Below are 15,447 nucleotides of genomic sequence, written 5' to 3'. Positions count from 1 at the left end.
ACGGTCTCGCCGTCACCACAGGGGCGGCAACAACAAAACCAAATAACCAATTCAATATAAATAAATTGGTATCAATAAAACTTGGCACACTATTGAGTTCTCAAACAACAATTACAATTCGAGTAGTTCCAAATTATTTACACAATTTGTTTTCGTCGACGTGATGTTTCAATGTTATTTCATCAAAATTCATTTGTCCAATCCGCATTTTGTGCGCCTGGTCACTTTATGAATTCAGCAAACCTTTATTCTCAATAAATAGTTTCGAATCAAAAAACGAATATATTATCTACGAATTGTGAGGTTTGGTTTCCTGTAACACGGGAGTCGGCGCTTCTCTCGAAGCGACTCAACCTTGTGCAAGCAACAGATAGAACAATACACAGCTGCCCGCCCCCAAGGCAAATCGGGGGCGGGCAGCTGTGGAACTTCAGGCAAACATTAGGCAGACAGCTCCACCATGGCCAGTGTGCGCTTGCCGCGGCGTACCAGCAGGTACTTGCCATGCAAGGCCTCGGAGGCACCAAGAACAGCATCAAGATCGGTGACCTTGGCATTGTTCACGTAGGCGCCACCCTCCCCCACGGTGCGGCGGGCTTCTGAATTCGTCTTGGACAGTCCCGCGGCAACTAGCAGTTCAACAATGCCCAAGCCGGCTGCCGGCGCAGCTGCCCGCGGCAATTCACGCGTTGCCGATTCCAGAGTGGAAAGATCAAGGGCAGCCAATTCACCCTGACCAAACAACGCCGCAGATGCCGCAATAACTTTCAATGTAGCGTCTACCCCGTGCACCAGCGAGGTCACCTGGAAAGCAAGCGTGCGCTGGCCTTCGCGAGCCTGCGGCCGCTGCGCAACAGCATCGGCAACGGAAGCGATCTCCTCGCGGGAAAGGAAGGTGAAAACCTTCAGGCGATCCACCACATCGGCGTCGGCGGTGTTGAGCCAGAACTGGTACATGTCGAACGGGCTACACATGGCGGCGTCGAGCCAGATGGCGTTGCCTTCGCTCTTGCCGAACTTGGTGCCGTCGGAGTTGGTGATCAGCGGCGTGCCCAACGCGTGCACGGAGGCGCCCTCAACCTTGCGAATCAAGTCGGTCCCGCTGGTGAGGTTGCCCCACTGATCGGAGCCACCCTGCTGCAGCACACAGCCGTACTGGCGGAACAGTTCAAGGTAGTCCATGCCCTGCAGGATCTGGTAACTGAATTCGGCGTAGCTGATGCCCTCATCCGAATTCAGCCGCGAGGCAACAATGTCCTTCTTGATCATGGTGCCGACCCGGAAGTATTTGCCAATGTCGCGCAGGAAGTCGATGGCGCTCATGGGCGCAGTCCAGTCAAGGTTGTTGACCATGCGGGCCGCGTTCTCACCCTCGAAGGACAGGAAGCGCTGCACCTGGCCCTGCAGATAGCCAACCCACTCGGCAACGGTCTCTTTCGAGTTCATGCTGCGTTCGGCCGTGGGACGGGGGTCCCCCACCAGCCCGGTGGAGCCGCCCACCAAGCCCAGCGGCTTGTGGCCCGCCAGCTGCATGCGCCGCATGGTCAGCAGTTGGACCAGGTTGCCAAGGTGCAGGCTTGGGGCTGTGGGATCGAAACCGCAATAGTACGTGATCGGCGCGCCGGCGAGCAGCTCTTCAAGGGCTGCTTCGTCGGTGGAGACCTGGACCAGGCCTCGCCACTTGAGCTCCTGCCAAACATTGGCGAAGCTGGGGTCGTTTTCGGGGGCGCGGAGTTCAGTTTGCAATGACACGGTTCAAAATTACCAGCACGACGGCGTTTATTCGGCATTCCTGCCCACCTTGCGTCCTGCCGTGCTCGGGCAAGCCGGCCGGACACGGTGCAGCGCTCCCCCAAACGACAGCGGGACCCGCGCCTCGGCACGGGTCCCGCTGGTATGGAGCTCCTGCTACTTTTCGATTCCTGCCGGCAACGGCTGCGAGCTGACCAGGCGCAGACGTTGGGTGGGCCGGGTCATGGCCACATAGAGATCGCCAACGCGGCCGCCGGCACCAGCGAGCAATGCAGCCGGCTCCACAATCACCACACCATCGAACTCCAGGCCCTTGGCCTCGTGCGGATCAATGACAACAATGTTCTGCTCCACGGAACCTGCTCCGTGGCCCACGCGGTGGCCATACACGACCCGCAAGGCGGCGGCGGTTTCTGCCACGAGGGCGCTCGGGGCAATGACGGCCACCAGGCCGCCGGCCACGGCCGTGGATTCTTCGTCCATGACGGCAACCACCTGCGCCACCACAGCGTCAGGTGCCACCATGTCCACCAAAGGTTCCCATTCGCCGTCGCGCACTGCCTTGGGGGCTGACACAATCTGGCCGGCAGCGTTTGCCATGCGCACGGCTGCCTCGGCGATCTGGATGGGCGTGCGGTAGTTGACGCTCAGCTCCTCCAGGTTCCAGCGCTCCCCCATGAACGGGGTCAGCGCCTGCTGCCAGGAGATGGCCCCTGCTGCCGAACTTGTCTGGGCAATGTCGCCCACAATCGTGAAGGATTTCACGGGGCAGCGGCGCACCAACAGCCGCCACTGCATGGGCGAAAGTTCCTGGGCTTCATCAACCACCACGTGGCCATAAGCCCAGGTCCTGTCGGTCAGGGCGCGCTCGGCATTACTCAGGCGCTCCCCCTCCACCACGTTGAAGTCGGCCAGCTGCTCGGCAGTCAGCATGCCATCCACGCCGGAATCTTCCAGCTGCTGGTTCATGTTGGAGATGGCCTTTTCGGCGTTGGCGAGATCGCGCTTGCGCTGGGCATCCGCGGCGGCCTCAGCCCTGCCACCTGTCTCATCCAAATCTCCGAGCAGTTCCGCCGCCTCATCCAGCAGCGGAACATCGGATTCGCTCCACGGCGCATTGGCTGGGCGCGCCAACAGGGCCCGCTCCGCATCCGTCAGGGTGGGGGTCACCGCTTTGAGGATCTCCGGTTTGCTAAACATGTCGCGGACAAGCTTTTGCGGACTCATGGGCATCCAGCACAGGTTCAACATGACGCGTACATCGCGTGAGCCGCGCACGTCTTCGCCCAGATAGGACCTGTCGGCCGTGTTGCCGGCACTGTTCTCTTCAATGTGTTCACGGAGCTGGTCAGTCAACTCACGCAACAGCGTCTTGACGAACGTTACGCGTGCCTCGTTATGTGGCTTGCCCGTGGCTCGCGCCTTTTCCCTGGCGCGGCGCACCTGGCGCACGGTGAGCACCAAACGGGTGCCTTCGACGTCGAGCCGCACATCCTGGTGCGGCAGGCGCTGGCGGTTGGCCACGGCGTTGGCGATGATCTGAGTCATCTCGATCCGGCCCTTAAGCAGTGCCGCCTCCGGGGTCTCCGGCGCTGTGGCCTTGATGCCAGGCAGCAATTGCCCAAGGCTGGCCATGACGACGCCCGTTTCACCCAGGGACGGCAGCACCCGCTCAATGTATTTCATGAACGCGTTGGAGGGGCCCACCAACAGTACGCCGGCTGACTGCAGACGTTCGCGGTGGGTGTAGAGCAGGTATGCGGCACGGTGCAGTGCCACAGCCGTCTTGCCCGTTCCGGGTCCGCCCTGAACCACCAAGGCACCGCTCAAGGGTGAGCGGATAATCCTGTCCTGCTCGGACTGGATGGTGCCAACAATGTCATTCATGCGGCCCGTGCGCTTGGAATTCAACGCTGCCAGCAGTGCCCCTTCGCCCTGCAGATGCTCCCCATCGACCAGCATGGTGTGGTCAAGGACGTCGTCCTCAATGGCCTTGACGTTGCGCCCGGCCAGGATCAAATGACGACGCCGGCGCACGCCCATGCGCTCAAACGCCGTGGCCTGGTAGAAGGTGCCGGCTTCGGGGGCACGCCAGTCAACCATAAGCTGGCGCAGATCCGCGGTGGACAGCCCAATACGGCCGATGTAGCGTTTCTCACCGGACTCCAGGTCAAGGCGGCCGAATACCAGCTTGTCGTCCACGGCGTTCAGCTGCGCCAGGCGGTTTTCATAGAGCGTGGCAAAGGCATCACGTTCGGAGCGGTTTTGGTGCGTACCCATGGATTTGGCGCGACGAACGTCCGCTAGTTGCTCCACTTTTTCGGCTCGAAGTTCATCCAAGCGTGAGTAGAGACCGTCAACATAGCTACGTTCCTGGGCCAACTCGTGGTCATACATGCAAGACTCCTGAAATGTAAGGCTTACCGCCAAAAGGCAGACCGTCTAGTCTACCGCCCTCAGCGCCGCGGTGTTGGCAGCTGTGAGCAGAATCGCACAGCTGCCGCCCAGGAGCGCCTACCGGCATGGGACTCGTCGGCAGCGGGCTAGACGTGCAGTGGGCTAGACGTGCAGCAGCGACACCACGTCATGGGTGGCCAGGTTTTTGCGCCCGGTCAGCGCATCGATTTCCAGGACCACGCCAATTCCTGCCACGTGGGCGCCCGTGCGTTCAAGCAAGGCAGCTGCCGCGCCCAGCGTGCCGCCCGTGGCAAGAACATCGTCGAGAATTAACACACGCGTGCCAGCAGGCACATCTTCCTGATGCAGTTCCAGGGTTGCCTGGCCGTACTCGAGGGCGTAACTCTGCGCATACACCTCGCGCGGCAGCTTTCCTGCCTTCCGGATGGTGATGACACCGGTTCCTGTGGCATACGCCGCGGCAGCCGCCAAGAGGAAGCCGCGCGCCTCAACTCCGGCGACGGCGTCGAACTTTCCGGCGAACTGCTGCACTATGGCATCAACCACCTCCTTGAGAGCCGCACCGTCAGCAAATACGGGGGTTAGATCTTTGAAGACAATTCCCTCTGCGGGGTAGTCCTCAACGGTGGCGCAGAGGCCGTTGATGGTCGCTGCAACCCGAGTATTTTCGGGGATTTTCGGGCTCTGGGCAGGGGTGCTGTCGTTCTGGTTCACAGCTCTACGGTACAGCCTTGGCTTGAGGTGCCTTTCGGCTGCCCAACAGGTGCGTAAGAATTCTCCGCGCAACAGCAGCTTTCAGACCCCGGACGCGGTGTCCGAGGCGAACCCTTGCGGCGTCGTGACGTTGGGTGCCACCGTGGCGGGCGTGCTGGCGGAGGTGCCGGAGGTTATTGAGTTTTCCGCGCAGCTGGCGAGGCCGGACGCGGAGCACGCACCACTCCCGGCTTGAACTTCGAAACTGTGGGGTCCCCGTCGATCCAAAACCGCCACGGATATTCCGCCGTGCCGCCGGGGCCGCTAATACCCACCCGCGGCCCCGTCACGAACCGCTCAACGGGGCTGGCTGGCAACGTCACAGTGACTTCCCCGTTGAGCGCGGCCATGCCATTGTGTTCGCGGCCAAACCCCATGGCCTTGGCGAGTCTGGCGGGGCCTTGGGCCAGTTCGGCGTCGTGTTTGGCAGTGGGGCGGCGCGAACGTGCCAACTCCAGACCTTCAACGATCTCCCCTGCCCGCATCAGGCAGCCGCCGGACGTACCCTCCGGGCGGCACACCAGATTCGCACAAAAGTGCATGCCGTAGGTGAAATACACATAAAGGTGGCCGGGCGGGCCGAACAGGGCTGCGTTGCGGTCGGTCTTGCCGCGGTAACTGTGCGCCCCCGGATCCGGATCGGGTGAATCCGCCGGTCCCTGGTAGGCCTCCACCTCCGTTAGGCGGACGACGACGGGACCTTCCGGACTATCGTGTCTCACCAGGGCGCCCAACAAGTAGGGCCCCACCTCTGTGGCAGGGTTCTGCAAAAGCTTCAGGATATCCATGTCAGCGCCCACCTGCTCAACATAGCAGGGTGGCTGGCGCCCATCGCAGGCAGGGCGCTTCGGACCCGTGAGAGAATGCCACAATGGCAGTTGCATTGGAATTCACTCCACCCTTTGAGCCGGGCATCTTTGACTTTCTGGCCGCCCGTGCCGTGGCAGGCATCGAGGAAGCTAGCCCCACACGCTACTCCCGCACAGTCCTCCTTCCCGGCGGCCACGGCTGGTTCAGCGTTGCATGGGACGGCCGCGCCTTGTGGCTCGAGCAGGAGGTGCAGGACCCCGCGGATGCACCAGAACTGCTCAAAATGGTCCGGCATTTGTTTAACCTAGATCACAACCCGGGCGCAGCTGACGCAGCCCTGAGCGCCAATCCCCTCTTGGCCGATCGTGTCGTGGCGCTGCCAGGGATCAGGCTCCCGGGTTGTGTGGATCCGGCAGAGATCCTCATCCGGGCCATGGTCGGTCAGCAGATCACCGTCGCTGCTGCACGCACGGCGCTGAACCAGCTCGTGGCCTTGAGCACGCCAAGCCGCCTGCCCCATGGTTCTATGACCCATTTCTTCCCGTCGCCACAGGAAATAGCGGCGGGTGGCAGGGACATCCTGCGCGGCCCGAAACGCCGGACCGACTCCATCGTGGCCGTGGCAGGGATGTTGGCTGACGGTTCCCTGCGGATCGGCCCCGCCGACACGCAGGAAACGCTCGCAACGAAGCTGCTCCCCGTCCCCGGCATTGGTCCCTGGACTGTGGGCTATGTGGCGATGCGGGTGCTCGCCAGCAGTGACATCTTCCTGCCAGGCGACGCGGCCGTGCGCAACGGCTACGGGCTGCTGCGCGGGGACACCCTCGCCCAAGCCCGCACCATCAAGGCCCCGGAACTGACACGCATGGCAGAGCCGTTGCAACCCTGGCGCTCCTATGCGACCTTGCACCTGTGGCGGGTGTCCGGGGAAAATTAGGCCGCTGCACGCACCCCCTCGCCGAAAGTACAGTTGATGCCGATCTTGCACCTCAACATCGGCATCAACTGTACTTTCGGCAAGGGTCAGCGGGGGCGCCAGCCCCTGACGCGCAACACATCCGACACTTTTCGCGCCACGGCCGGTTTGTCTCCGTGAAGGTCTTCACGTGACACCCGGATTTCTTCCCAGCCTAGGGATCGAGTGGTCTCCAGCCGGCGGATGTCACGCAGATACTGATCCGGGGTGTTGTGGTGGCCGCCGTCATATTGCAGGCCGATCCGCAGCACACGGTAAGCCCCATCCGGCCACAGCACGGCCCGGCCAGACTGATCGCGGACCACACCATTGAGTTCAGGTTCGGGCAGCCCAGCGTCAATCAGGGCCAGCCGGAGGTAGGTCTCTGGCGGCGAGTCGGCGCCAACGCGAATCAATTCAAGGGCAAGCCGGGCGTTGCGCAGCCCCCTGCCTCCATGATGCCGGGCAACCGTCTGTTTCAGCTCGGCCACGCTGCAGATCGGCTCACGTGGCACGGGAAAATCAGGGCCGTGGCTGCACACCAAAAAATCACCGGCCGCCACCAGATCCTTCAAGGACAAACATGCGGCAAGGTCCAGCCAGGTGCGCGCGGCACTGGTGAGCCGGACGCCGTCGAGCTGGCGGATCTCCCCCGCAGCAAGCGACAGCCGGTGCCCCACCACATTGACCCGTCTCGGCGCACCCACCGACGGCGGATTGGCCAGGTGAATGCGCCAGTCGTTCTGGCCACTCGGCGGCAGCGGAATCTTCCACAGCTGCGCGGCAGACAGGTGGCTCAGCACGCTGAGAGGATTTGCCTCAGTGTAGGCCGCTAAGGCTGCGGCGCCCTGAAGCGGCACACTCGCGGGAACGCGGATGCCCCGGGAGATGATAATCAGGTCACCGGCACGGGTCCTCCCCCGCGGCACGCCGGCAGCGTCGGAGGCCTGCGTGGTGAACGACCTCCCGTAGAGATGCTGCGGCAGCTGGATTCGGCGCATGTCCCATTATTTCGCGAAAAACGGGGGCATTTCGCAGTTATCCACAGGCAACTCATGATCCAAGATGTCGAAAGTACAGTTGATGCCGATGTTGGAGTGCAACATCGGCATCAACTGCCCGTTCGCGAGGAAGGGGCGAGGAAGGGAGGGGCGAGGGTGGGCTATTTGGCGGTGAACGCCGACGGCCACGGCAACAGCACCGGCAATTCCACCGAATCCGCAGCCGCCTCGGCCCGCAAACTGCCCATGGTGGGCGTGCGCCCGGACAGCCAGGCGGCAATGTCCGTCAGCATGCCCGAAACCGACACCGTGTTCGAACCCGAGCCCACAGTCATGGGCGGCAGCGCCAGCGGCAACAGCTTCAACTGAATCCCGGCGGGCACCCGGGCGCTCAGGAACTCGATCAGGTACAGGCAGAACTCCTTGGACCAGGTCTCGGGTCCGCGCCCCAACTGCAGGTCAGCCACATGAATGACCAGTTCACGCCAGTACGCCAACGCGGCGTCACGCACCACACCGTCGCGGTAGCTGATGGGCAAGTCCCACTGGGCATCGTCCAGGCCGTCGAGCACGCTCAAGGCACGGGTCAACCCGGCCGAAATGTACTCCCTGTGCTGCTCGGCCGAGTGCCCGGCGTTCATTTCGATCGCCTGCGTCCGTCCGCCCTGGCCGCCGTCGTAAAAATCTATCAACTCACCACGCAGGGCGTACTCAACCTGCCGAGCCACAGCGTTGGAAACATGGGCAATATGCGCCACAAGGTGGCCCCGGGTCCAGCCCGGCAAATCGGTGGGCACCAGGACGTCGTCGTCGCTCAAGCCCACCAACTTTGCGCTCACAGTGTCCGCCGCAGCCTTGAGGCGGTCCATCAGCTGCGCGTTTGAAATATCAGTCATGCCCCCCAGCATAGCGGCCGAGGGGCCCGCGCCGAGCTGGCGAGGGGTGGGAGGTCGCTGTGCGATAGCGGCCGAGGGGCCCGCGCCGAGCTGGCGAGGGGTGGGAGGTCGCTGTGTGATAGCGGCCGAGGGGCCCGCGCCGAGCTGGCGAGGGGTGGGAGGTCGCTGTGTGATAGCGGCCGAGGGGCCCGCGCCGAGCTGGCGAGGCGTGGGAGCTGATAGGCGCTAAAGCAGGAAATGCCCGCATCCACCATGGATACGGGCATTTCCTTGCGCTCACGTGCGCGGTACGACGCCGGTCAGGCCAGGAAGGCCCGGACCTCGCCCAGCTGCCCCTCAAGGGCCGCAAGCTGCGCCACCACCGCCGAGGGGGCGGTGCCGCCCTGGGCGTTGCGGCTGTTCAACGAGCCGTTGGTGCTCAGGACAGTGCGCACCTCGGGTGTGAGGTGATCCGAAATGCCCGCATAGTCGGCATCGCTGAGATCCCACAACTCCACGCCACGGCCTTCGGCGAGCTTCACAGCAGCACCGGAGAGTTCGTGGGCGTCACGGAACGGTACGCCCTGGCGGACCAGCCATTCGGCAATGTCGGTCGCTAGGGCAAAGCCCTGCGGCGCCAGCGACTCCATGCGCTCGGTGTTGAACACCAGCGTGGCCATCATGCCGGACATGGCCGGCAGCAAGAGTTCAAGGGTGTCAGCGGCGTCAAAGACGGGCTCCTTGTCCTCTTGCAGATCCCTGTTGTAGGCCAGGGGCAAGCCCTTGAGAGTTGCCAACAAGCCTGTCAGGTCGCCAATGAGGCGCCCGGCCTTGCCACGGGCCAGCTCTGCCACGTCGGGGTTCTTCTTCTGCGGCATGATCGAGGACCCCGTGGAGTACGAATCATGCAACGTCACAAAGGAGAACTCCTTGGTGGCCCACAGGATGACCTCCTCGGAGATCCGGGACAAGTCCACCCCGATCATGGCGGACACCCAGGCGAACTCGGCGAAGACATCGCGGGAGGCGGTGCCGTCAATGGAGTTCCATGCTGCAGAGTCAAAGCCAAGCTCAAGAGCGACGGCGTTCGGGTCCAGACCCAGGGAGGAACCGGCCAAAGCACCGGAACCGTAGGGTGAGACGGCTGCGCGCTTGTCCCAGTCAACCAGGCGCTGCACATCACGCAACAACGCCCAGGCGTGAGCCAACAAGTGGTGACTCAGCAGGATCGGCTGCGCATGCTGCAGGTGTGTGCGCCCCGGCATGGCGACACCGTGGTGCGCCTTGGCCTGCTCGACCAGGGCGTCAATCACGGAAAGCACCCCGGCGGCGATGATCCTGGCGTGGTCGCGAAGGTACATGCGGCCCAGCGTGGCGATCTGGTCGTTGCGTGAACGGCCGGCACGGAGCTTGCCGCCCAAGGCTGTTCCCGCACGCTCAATCAGGCCGCGCTCCAAGGAGCCGTGCACGTCCTCATCGGACTCGGCCGGACCGTAGGCGCCGGAGATCACATCGGCTTCGAGCTCGGCAAGGGCCTTGAGCATGCCCGCCAGTTCGTCGGCGTCAAGCAGGCCTGCCGTGCTCAGGACGCGGGCATGAGCCTTGGAGCCGGCAATGTCGTACAAGGCCAGACGCCAGTCAAAGTGTGTTGACTTGCTCAGTGCCGACAAGGCGTCCGCGGGGCCGCCCTGGAAACGGCCACCCCACAGCGCCCCTTCGTTGGTTCCATGAGCCATGGTTACAGGCCTGCGACGCGCTGGTCGCGGGTTGAGGCAACCTTGGAGGACATGCCCCACAACTCGATGAAGCCCTTGGCCTGTGACTGGTCGAACGTGTCGCCGGTGTCGTAGGTGGCCAGGTCGAAGTCGTAGAGGGACGTCTCGGAGCGGCGGCCATTCACAATGGCTTGGCCACCGTGGAGGGTCATGCGGATGTCACCGGACACGTACTGCTGGGTGTCCTCAATGAACGCATCCAAGGAGCGCTTCAGTGGGGAGAACCACTGTCCGTCGTAGACCAGCTCGGCCCAACGCTGGCTCACAGATGCCTTGAAACGGGCCTGCTCGCGCTCCAAGGTGATGTCCTCGAGGTGCTTGTGGGCCGTCATCAGGGCCATGGCGCCGGGAGCCTCGTAAATTTCGCGGCTCTTGATGCCAACGAGGCGGTCCTCGACGACGTCGATGCGGCCAACACCCTGGGCACCGGCGCGGCGGTTCAGTTCCTGGATGGCCTGCAACGGGGAAACCTTGATGCCGTCAATGGCCACCGGGACGCCCTGGTGGAAGGAGACGATGACCTCATCGGGTGCCGGCGGGAATTCCGGGGTGGCCGTGTAGTCGTAAATGTCCTTGGTGGGAGCATTCCAGATGTCCTCCAGGTAGCCGGTTTCGACGGCGCGGCCCCAGACGTTCTGGTCGATGGAGTACGGGTTCTTCTTGGTGGTTTCGATCGGCAGGTTGTTGGCCTCGGCGTAGGCAATGGCCTTGTCGCGAGTCAGGGCCAAGTCGCGAACCGGCGCAATGCACTTCAGGTCCGGGCCCAGGGTCTGGATGCCCACTTCAAAGCGGACCTGATCGTTGCCCTTGCCGGTGCAACCGTGGGCAACCGTGGTGGCGCCAAATTCGCGGGCAGCCTTGACCAGGTGCTTGACGATCACGGGGCGGGAGATGGCCGAAACCAGCGGGTAGTGCCCCTGGTACAGAGCGTTGGCCTTCAAGGTCGGCATGGCGTAATCGTTGGCGAACTCGTCGCGAGCATCTGCAACGTAAGCTTCAACAGCGCCACAGCCCAGGGCGCGCTGGCGGATGTCTTCCAGCGACTCCCCACCCTGTCCCACGTCAACAGCGACGGCGATCACTTCCGCCCCGGTTGCTTCGCCGATCCAGCCGATGGCGACGGAGGTGTCGAGGCCACCCGAGTAAGCCAATACAATGCGTTCAGTCACGTTCTTATCTCCCTATTGTGTAAAACTCGTCAGAGTGTTGTTTCACATTACTTCACAGCATAATGCATGATTATGCATTCTAACTAAAAGATATTCAGTCGGGTGTGGCGGGCCACCCCGACAGGCGGGGCCAGCTAGCTGCCGGCACCCGATTCGGCAGCAAATTGCAGGAACCGCTCGGCAACGTCGGCGCCACCGAGGGGGTCCCGGGTGATGACCATGACGGTGTCATCCCCGGCTATGGTGCCAAGAATGGCCGGCATGACCGAATGGTCAATGGCCAGCGCCAAAAAGTTTGCAGCACCCGGCGGAGTCCGCAACACCGCAATGTTTCCGGAGGCCTCGGCAGTGACCAACAGCTCCCCGCACAGGCGGATCAGCCGGGTGTCCAACAACTCCTGCGAGGACACCGAATGCACACTGCGGTCCCCGCCCTCCCGTGGCAGCGCATAAATCAAGGCACCGTCCTTGCCGCGCACCCGCACTGCCCGCAATTCCACCAGGTCCCGGGAAAGCGTTGCCTGGCCCACCACCAAACCGTCGTCGGCCAGTAAAGTGGCCAGTTCCGCTTGTGAGCGCACTGCCCGGCTGCTCAGCAGTGCTTGCACCCGGGCCTGCCGGGCAATCTTGGTGGCCGGCATCCCTCCCACGGGAGGCATTGATTTAGCCATGACTAGCTGCCGGCCACACTGTGTGCTGCCTCAGCAGCGGACTTTTCCACCAGCCACACCATGAGCGCCTTTTGGGCGTGCAGGCGGTTCTCCGCCTCATCCCACACCACTGACTGCGGCCCGTCGATGACGGAGGCTGAGATCTCATAGCCGCGGTAGGCCGGCAGGCAGTGCAGCACGATTGCCGACGGGTCCGCCTGAGCCAACGCGGCGTCGTCGAGCGCGTAATCCTTGAACAGTTCCAGGCGCTGGGCCTTCTCATCTTCCTGCCCCATGGACACCCACGTGTCCGTGACCAGCACGTCGGCACCGGCAACGGCGTCGGCCGCGTCGGTGGTCACCAGAACCGAGCCACCCGTCAGCAGGGCACGCTCCTTTGCTGCACGTACGACGGCGTCGGCTGGCAAATACCCGCCCGGCCCGGTAATACGAACGTGCATGCCCGCTGTGACGCCGGCCAAAAGGTAGGAATTGGCCATATTGTTGGCACCGTCCCCCATGTACGTCATGGTCAGCCCGGCCAGGGCGCCCTTGTGCTCCTGGATGGTGAGCAGGTCAGCAAGCAGCTGGCAGGGGTGGTAGTCATCCGAGAGGGCGTTGATGACGGGAACCTTCGAATGGGCCGCCATCTCCTGAAGCCCGGCCTGGCTGTAGGTGCGCCACACAATGGTGGAGACCATGCGTTCAAGCACCCGGGCGGTGTCGCTGACCGATTCCTTGTGGCCGATCTGGGCCTCACCGGGGTTGATGATCAGCGGGTTGCCGCCCAGCGCAGCAATACCGGCAGCAAAGGAAACGCGGGTGCGGGTGGAGGTTTTGTCAAAGATCACCGCCACCGTTTGTGCGCCGGAGCCGACACCGGCGAACGTGTTCTTGGAGTAGGGCGCCTTCTTCAAAAGCGCGGCAAGTTCCAAGACTTCGGCCTGTTCGGCCGGGCTCAGATCCGTGTCAACGAGAAAATGCCGTGTCATGGTTGGTTCCCTTCCAGTTTCTGTGCGGCCACTGCTGTGGCAATCAGTGATGGTAGCGCCGCGATGAAGGACTGGGCCTGTGCAGCGGTCAAATTCAGTGGCGGAGCCAGCCGGACTGTGTTGGGGCGCGGGGCGTTGATAATGAATCCTGCCTCCAGCGCCGCACTCACAACACCTGCGGCCACCGGTTGCGTCAGGTCAAAGCCAATCAGCAGGCCGAAGGCACGCACCCGGGTGACGCCGTCGACGGCGGCCAGGCCTTGGCGGAAAATGTCGCTGACGGTGCGCACATTGGCCAGCACGTGTTGGGACTCCAGCACATGCAAGGTGGCCAGCGCCGCGGCGGTGGCCACGGGGTTCCCGCCAAAGGTGGTGCCGTGCTGCCCGGCACTGAGCAGCTTCGAGGGGCCGTCACCAAAAGTGATGATGGCACCGATGGGGAACCCGCCGCCTAGACCCTTGGCCAAGGTCATGGCGTCGGGGATGATGCCGGCGGCGATGCCGGCAAACCAAACGCCCGTGCGGCCAACACCTGTCTGAACCTCGTCAAGGATGAGCAGTGCACCATGGGCGCGGGTCAGGTCACGGGCCGCTTGCAGGTATTCCGCCGAGAGCGGGCGCACCCCCGCCTCACCCTGGATCGGTTCGATGACCAAAGCTGCAACGCTCTCATCCATGGCCTCCCGCAGGGCGTCAATGTCATCAAACGGCAGGTGGCGCACACCTGCGGGCATGGGCTCGAACGGTTCCCGGTACGCCTGTTTGGCCGTCATGGCGAGGGCACCCATGGTGCGGCCGTGAAAACCGCCCTCGAGCGCCAAAATGGTGGGCCGTTCTTGGCCGCCGTGGGCGCGGGCCAGTTTGAACGCGGCCTCATTGGCCTCCGTGCCGGAGTTCGCGAAGAAGACCTTGGAACCGGCCGGGGCCTGGCTCAGCTCAAGCAGTTTCTCCGCCAGAGCAATCTGTGTGGGGCTGGTGAAGAAGTTTGACACGTGACCGAGCGTGGCCAGCTGGCTCGCAATGACCGAGGTGACAAAGGGGTGGGCGTGGCCTAACGCGTTGACGGCGATGCCGCCGAGCAGGTCCAGGTACTCGTTGCCATCGGCGTCCCACACCAGGGCTCCGGCCCCGCGCACCAGAACTCGCTGCGGGCTGCCAAAGACACCCATGAGTGAATCGCTGTAGCGGGCCAGCCACTGGGCGCTGGTTCCCGAGCCGGTGACTGCGGCAGCGTTGGCGTTGTTCATATCCAGGCTTGCGCCGTCGGTTTGTTCAGTCATCAGTTGTCATCCTCATCGGGGAAAATTTGGGTCCCATTGCCCTCAAATGTCATCAATTCCAGCAGCATCGAGTGGGCGCTGCGCCCGTCCACGACTGCCGCGCGGGCCACGCCACCGTCAACAGCCGCCAGGCAGGCACCCATTTTGGGGATCATGCCCGATTCCAGCTGGGGCAGCATCTCACGCAGGGCGTTAGCGCTGAGCTCGCTGAGCAGCGAGGATTTATCCGGCCAGTTGGCGTAGAGGCCTTCGACGTCGGTCAGGATCACCAGGCGCGATGCTTGCAAGGCGATGGCCAGCGCTGCCGCCGCCGTGTCGGCGTTGACGTTTAAGACTGTTGAGGGATCGCCCAGCTCAGGCGCCACGGTGGAGATCACAGGGATCCGCCCGGCTTCCAACAGGTCAAGTATGGCGCCGGGGTTCACCCCCACCACCTCGCCCACAAGACCCAAGTCAACGGGCAAGCCGTCCACAATGGTGCCCGTGCGCTCAGCCTGCAACAACGCCCCATCTTCACCGGAAAGGCCCACAGCATAGGGGCCATGCTCATTGATCAGGCCCACCAGTGCCCGCCCCACCTGGCCGGTGAGGACCATGCGCACAACGTCCATGGCCTCAGGGGTGGTGACGCGCAGGCCGCCCTTGAACTCGCTGGCAATGTCCAGGCGTTTGAGCATGGCGTTGATTTGCGGGCCGCCACCGTGCACCACCACCGGCTTGATGCCCACATGGTGCATGAACACGATGTCTTCGGCGAAAGCCCGGCGCAGCTCGTCGTTGATCATGGCGTTGCCACCATATTTGACCACCACCACAGTGCCAGCGAACTGCTGAATCCAGGGCAAGGCCTCAATCAACGTGCCGGCCTTGTCCTGCGCTGTTGCCACCGAATTCATCATGCTCTTCCCTCAATCATGTTGTGTTCTGCCTTGTGTCGCGCCGGCAGGCGACGGAGCCAGCATTTTTTGTAGGCGACGTAAAGGAGACGCCAAAGGCCGCCCGCGGCCGACGTGTCGG

13 protein-coding genes are annotated in these 15,447 nt (G+C 63.2%); 1 reads left to right on the top strand and 12 read right to left on the bottom strand.

All coding sequences use genetic code 11. The features are described from left to right. Positions 1 to 441: 441 nt before the first annotated feature. From tyrS to ACX80E_RS11305, 4 genes are all read right to left on the bottom strand, one after another. A complete protein-coding gene (gene tyrS, locus ACX80E_RS11320; RefSeq protein ID WP_459302042.1) occupies positions 442 to 1,752 on the bottom strand; it encodes a tyrosine--tRNA ligase in 1,311 nt (436 codons plus the stop codon). A gap of 156 nt (positions 1,753 to 1,908) precedes the next feature. After that, a complete protein-coding gene (locus ACX80E_RS11315) occupies positions 1,909 to 4,149 on the bottom strand; it encodes a HelD family protein (protein ID WP_459302040.1) in 2,241 nt (746 codons plus the stop codon). 162 nt (positions 4,150 to 4,311) lie between these two features. Continuing rightward, entirely contained in the window at positions 4,312 to 4,884 is a 573-nt protein-coding gene (locus ACX80E_RS11310; RefSeq protein WP_459302039.1) for an adenine phosphoribosyltransferase, read from the bottom strand. A 173-nt stretch (positions 4,885 to 5,057) separates the two neighbouring features. Continuing rightward, the gene (locus ACX80E_RS11305; RefSeq protein WP_459302038.1) at positions 5,058 to 5,711 is read right to left on the bottom strand and encodes a DNA-3-methyladenine glycosylase; all 654 of its coding nucleotides are present in this window, start codon (positions 5,709 to 5,711) and stop codon (positions 5,058 to 5,060) included. 83 nt (positions 5,712 to 5,794) lie between these two features. On the opposite strand from ACX80E_RS11305, the gene ACX80E_RS11300 reads away from it, so the two are divergent. Next, a complete protein-coding gene (locus ACX80E_RS11300) occupies positions 5,795 to 6,670 on the top strand; it encodes a DNA-3-methyladenine glycosylase family protein (protein ID WP_459302037.1) in 876 nt (291 codons plus the stop codon). Between the two features lie 86 nt (positions 6,671 to 6,756). On the opposite strand, the gene ACX80E_RS11295 is transcribed toward ACX80E_RS11300, so the two are convergent. The 8 genes from ACX80E_RS11295 to argB form a co-directional block, all read right to left on the bottom strand. Next, positions 6,757 to 7,689, bottom strand: a complete 933-nt coding sequence (locus ACX80E_RS11295; protein ID WP_459302036.1) for a hypothetical protein — start codon at positions 7,687 to 7,689, stop codon at positions 6,757 to 6,759. Positions 7,690 to 7,850: 161 nt separating this feature from the next. Further along, positions 7,851 to 8,585 (bottom strand): maleylpyruvate isomerase family mycothiol-dependent enzyme, encoded by a 735-nt coding sequence (locus tag ACX80E_RS11290; protein ID WP_459302035.1) that lies wholly within the window; start codon positions 8,583 to 8,585, stop codon positions 7,851 to 7,853. Positions 8,586 to 8,884: 299 nt separating this feature from the next. Then, a complete protein-coding gene (gene argH / locus ACX80E_RS11285; protein ID WP_459302034.1) occupies positions 8,885 to 10,300 on the bottom strand; it encodes an argininosuccinate lyase in 1,416 nt (471 codons plus the stop codon). Between the two features lie 2 nt (positions 10,301 to 10,302). Further along, complete coding sequence (locus tag ACX80E_RS11280; protein WP_459302033.1) at positions 10,303 to 11,508, bottom strand: argininosuccinate synthase; 1,206 nt, start codon at positions 11,506 to 11,508, stop codon at positions 10,303 to 10,305. Positions 11,509 to 11,642: 134 nt separating this feature from the next. Then, positions 11,643 to 12,179: an arginine repressor gene (locus ACX80E_RS11275; protein WP_459302032.1), complete on the bottom strand. Its 537-nt coding sequence runs from the start codon at positions 12,177 to 12,179 to the stop codon at positions 11,643 to 11,645. Positions 12,180 to 12,181: 2 nt separating this feature from the next. Continuing rightward, positions 12,182 to 13,150, bottom strand: a complete 969-nt coding sequence (gene argF / locus ACX80E_RS11270; RefSeq protein WP_459302031.1) for an ornithine carbamoyltransferase — start codon at positions 13,148 to 13,150, stop codon at positions 12,182 to 12,184. Beyond that, a complete protein-coding gene (locus tag ACX80E_RS11265) occupies positions 13,147 to 14,397 on the bottom strand; it encodes an acetylornithine transaminase (protein ID WP_459302047.1) in 1,251 nt (416 codons plus the stop codon). Before ACX80E_RS11265 ends, argF begins: the two co-directional genes overlap by 4 nt. A 32-nt stretch (positions 14,398 to 14,429) precedes the next feature. Beyond that, positions 14,430 to 15,326: an acetylglutamate kinase gene (gene argB, locus ACX80E_RS11260; RefSeq protein ID WP_459302046.1), complete on the bottom strand. Its 897-nt coding sequence runs from the start codon at positions 15,324 to 15,326 to the stop codon at positions 14,430 to 14,432. Between the last annotated feature and the right edge of the window lie 121 nt (positions 15,327 to 15,447).

Source organism: Arthrobacter sp. TMN-49 (assembly GCF_054511095.1).
Note: the sequence above shows the minus strand (reverse complement) of the source record. Positions and strands in the feature narration are given on the sequence as shown.

Coding starts and splice junctions, on each gene's coding strand:
- ACX80E_RS11315 (WP_459302040.1), bottom strand. CDS start 4,149: ATGTATGACCACGAGTTGGCCCAGGAACGTAGCTATGTTGACGGTCTC.
- ACX80E_RS11305 (WP_459302038.1), bottom strand. CDS start 5,711: ATGGATATCCTGAAGCTTTTGCAGAACCCTGCCACAGAGGTGGGGCCC.
- ACX80E_RS11300 (WP_459302037.1), top strand. CDS start 5,795: ATGGCAGTTGCATTGGAATTCACTCCACCCTTTGAGCCGGGCATCTTT.
- ACX80E_RS11295 (WP_459302036.1), bottom strand. CDS start 7,689: ATGCGCCGAATCCAGCTGCCGCAGCATCTCTACGGGAGGTCGTTCACC.
- ACX80E_RS11290 (WP_459302035.1), bottom strand. CDS start 8,585: ATGACTGATATTTCAAACGCGCAGCTGATGGACCGCCTCAAGGCTGCG.
- argH (WP_459302034.1), bottom strand. CDS start 10,300: ATGGCTCATGGAACCAACGAAGGGGCGCTGTGGGGTGGCCGTTTCCAG.
- ACX80E_RS11275 (WP_459302032.1), bottom strand. CDS start 12,179: ATGGCTAAATCAATGCCTCCCGTGGGAGGGATGCCGGCCACCAAGATT.
- argF (WP_459302031.1), bottom strand. CDS start 13,150: ATGACACGGCATTTTCTCGTTGACACGGATCTGAGCCCGGCCGAACAG.
- ACX80E_RS11265 (WP_459302047.1), bottom strand. CDS start 14,397: ATGAACAACGCCAACGCTGCCGCAGTCACCGGCTCGGGAACCAGCGCC.
- argB (WP_459302046.1), bottom strand. CDS start 15,326: ATGAATTCGGTGGCAACAGCGCAGGACAAGGCCGGCACGTTGATTGAG.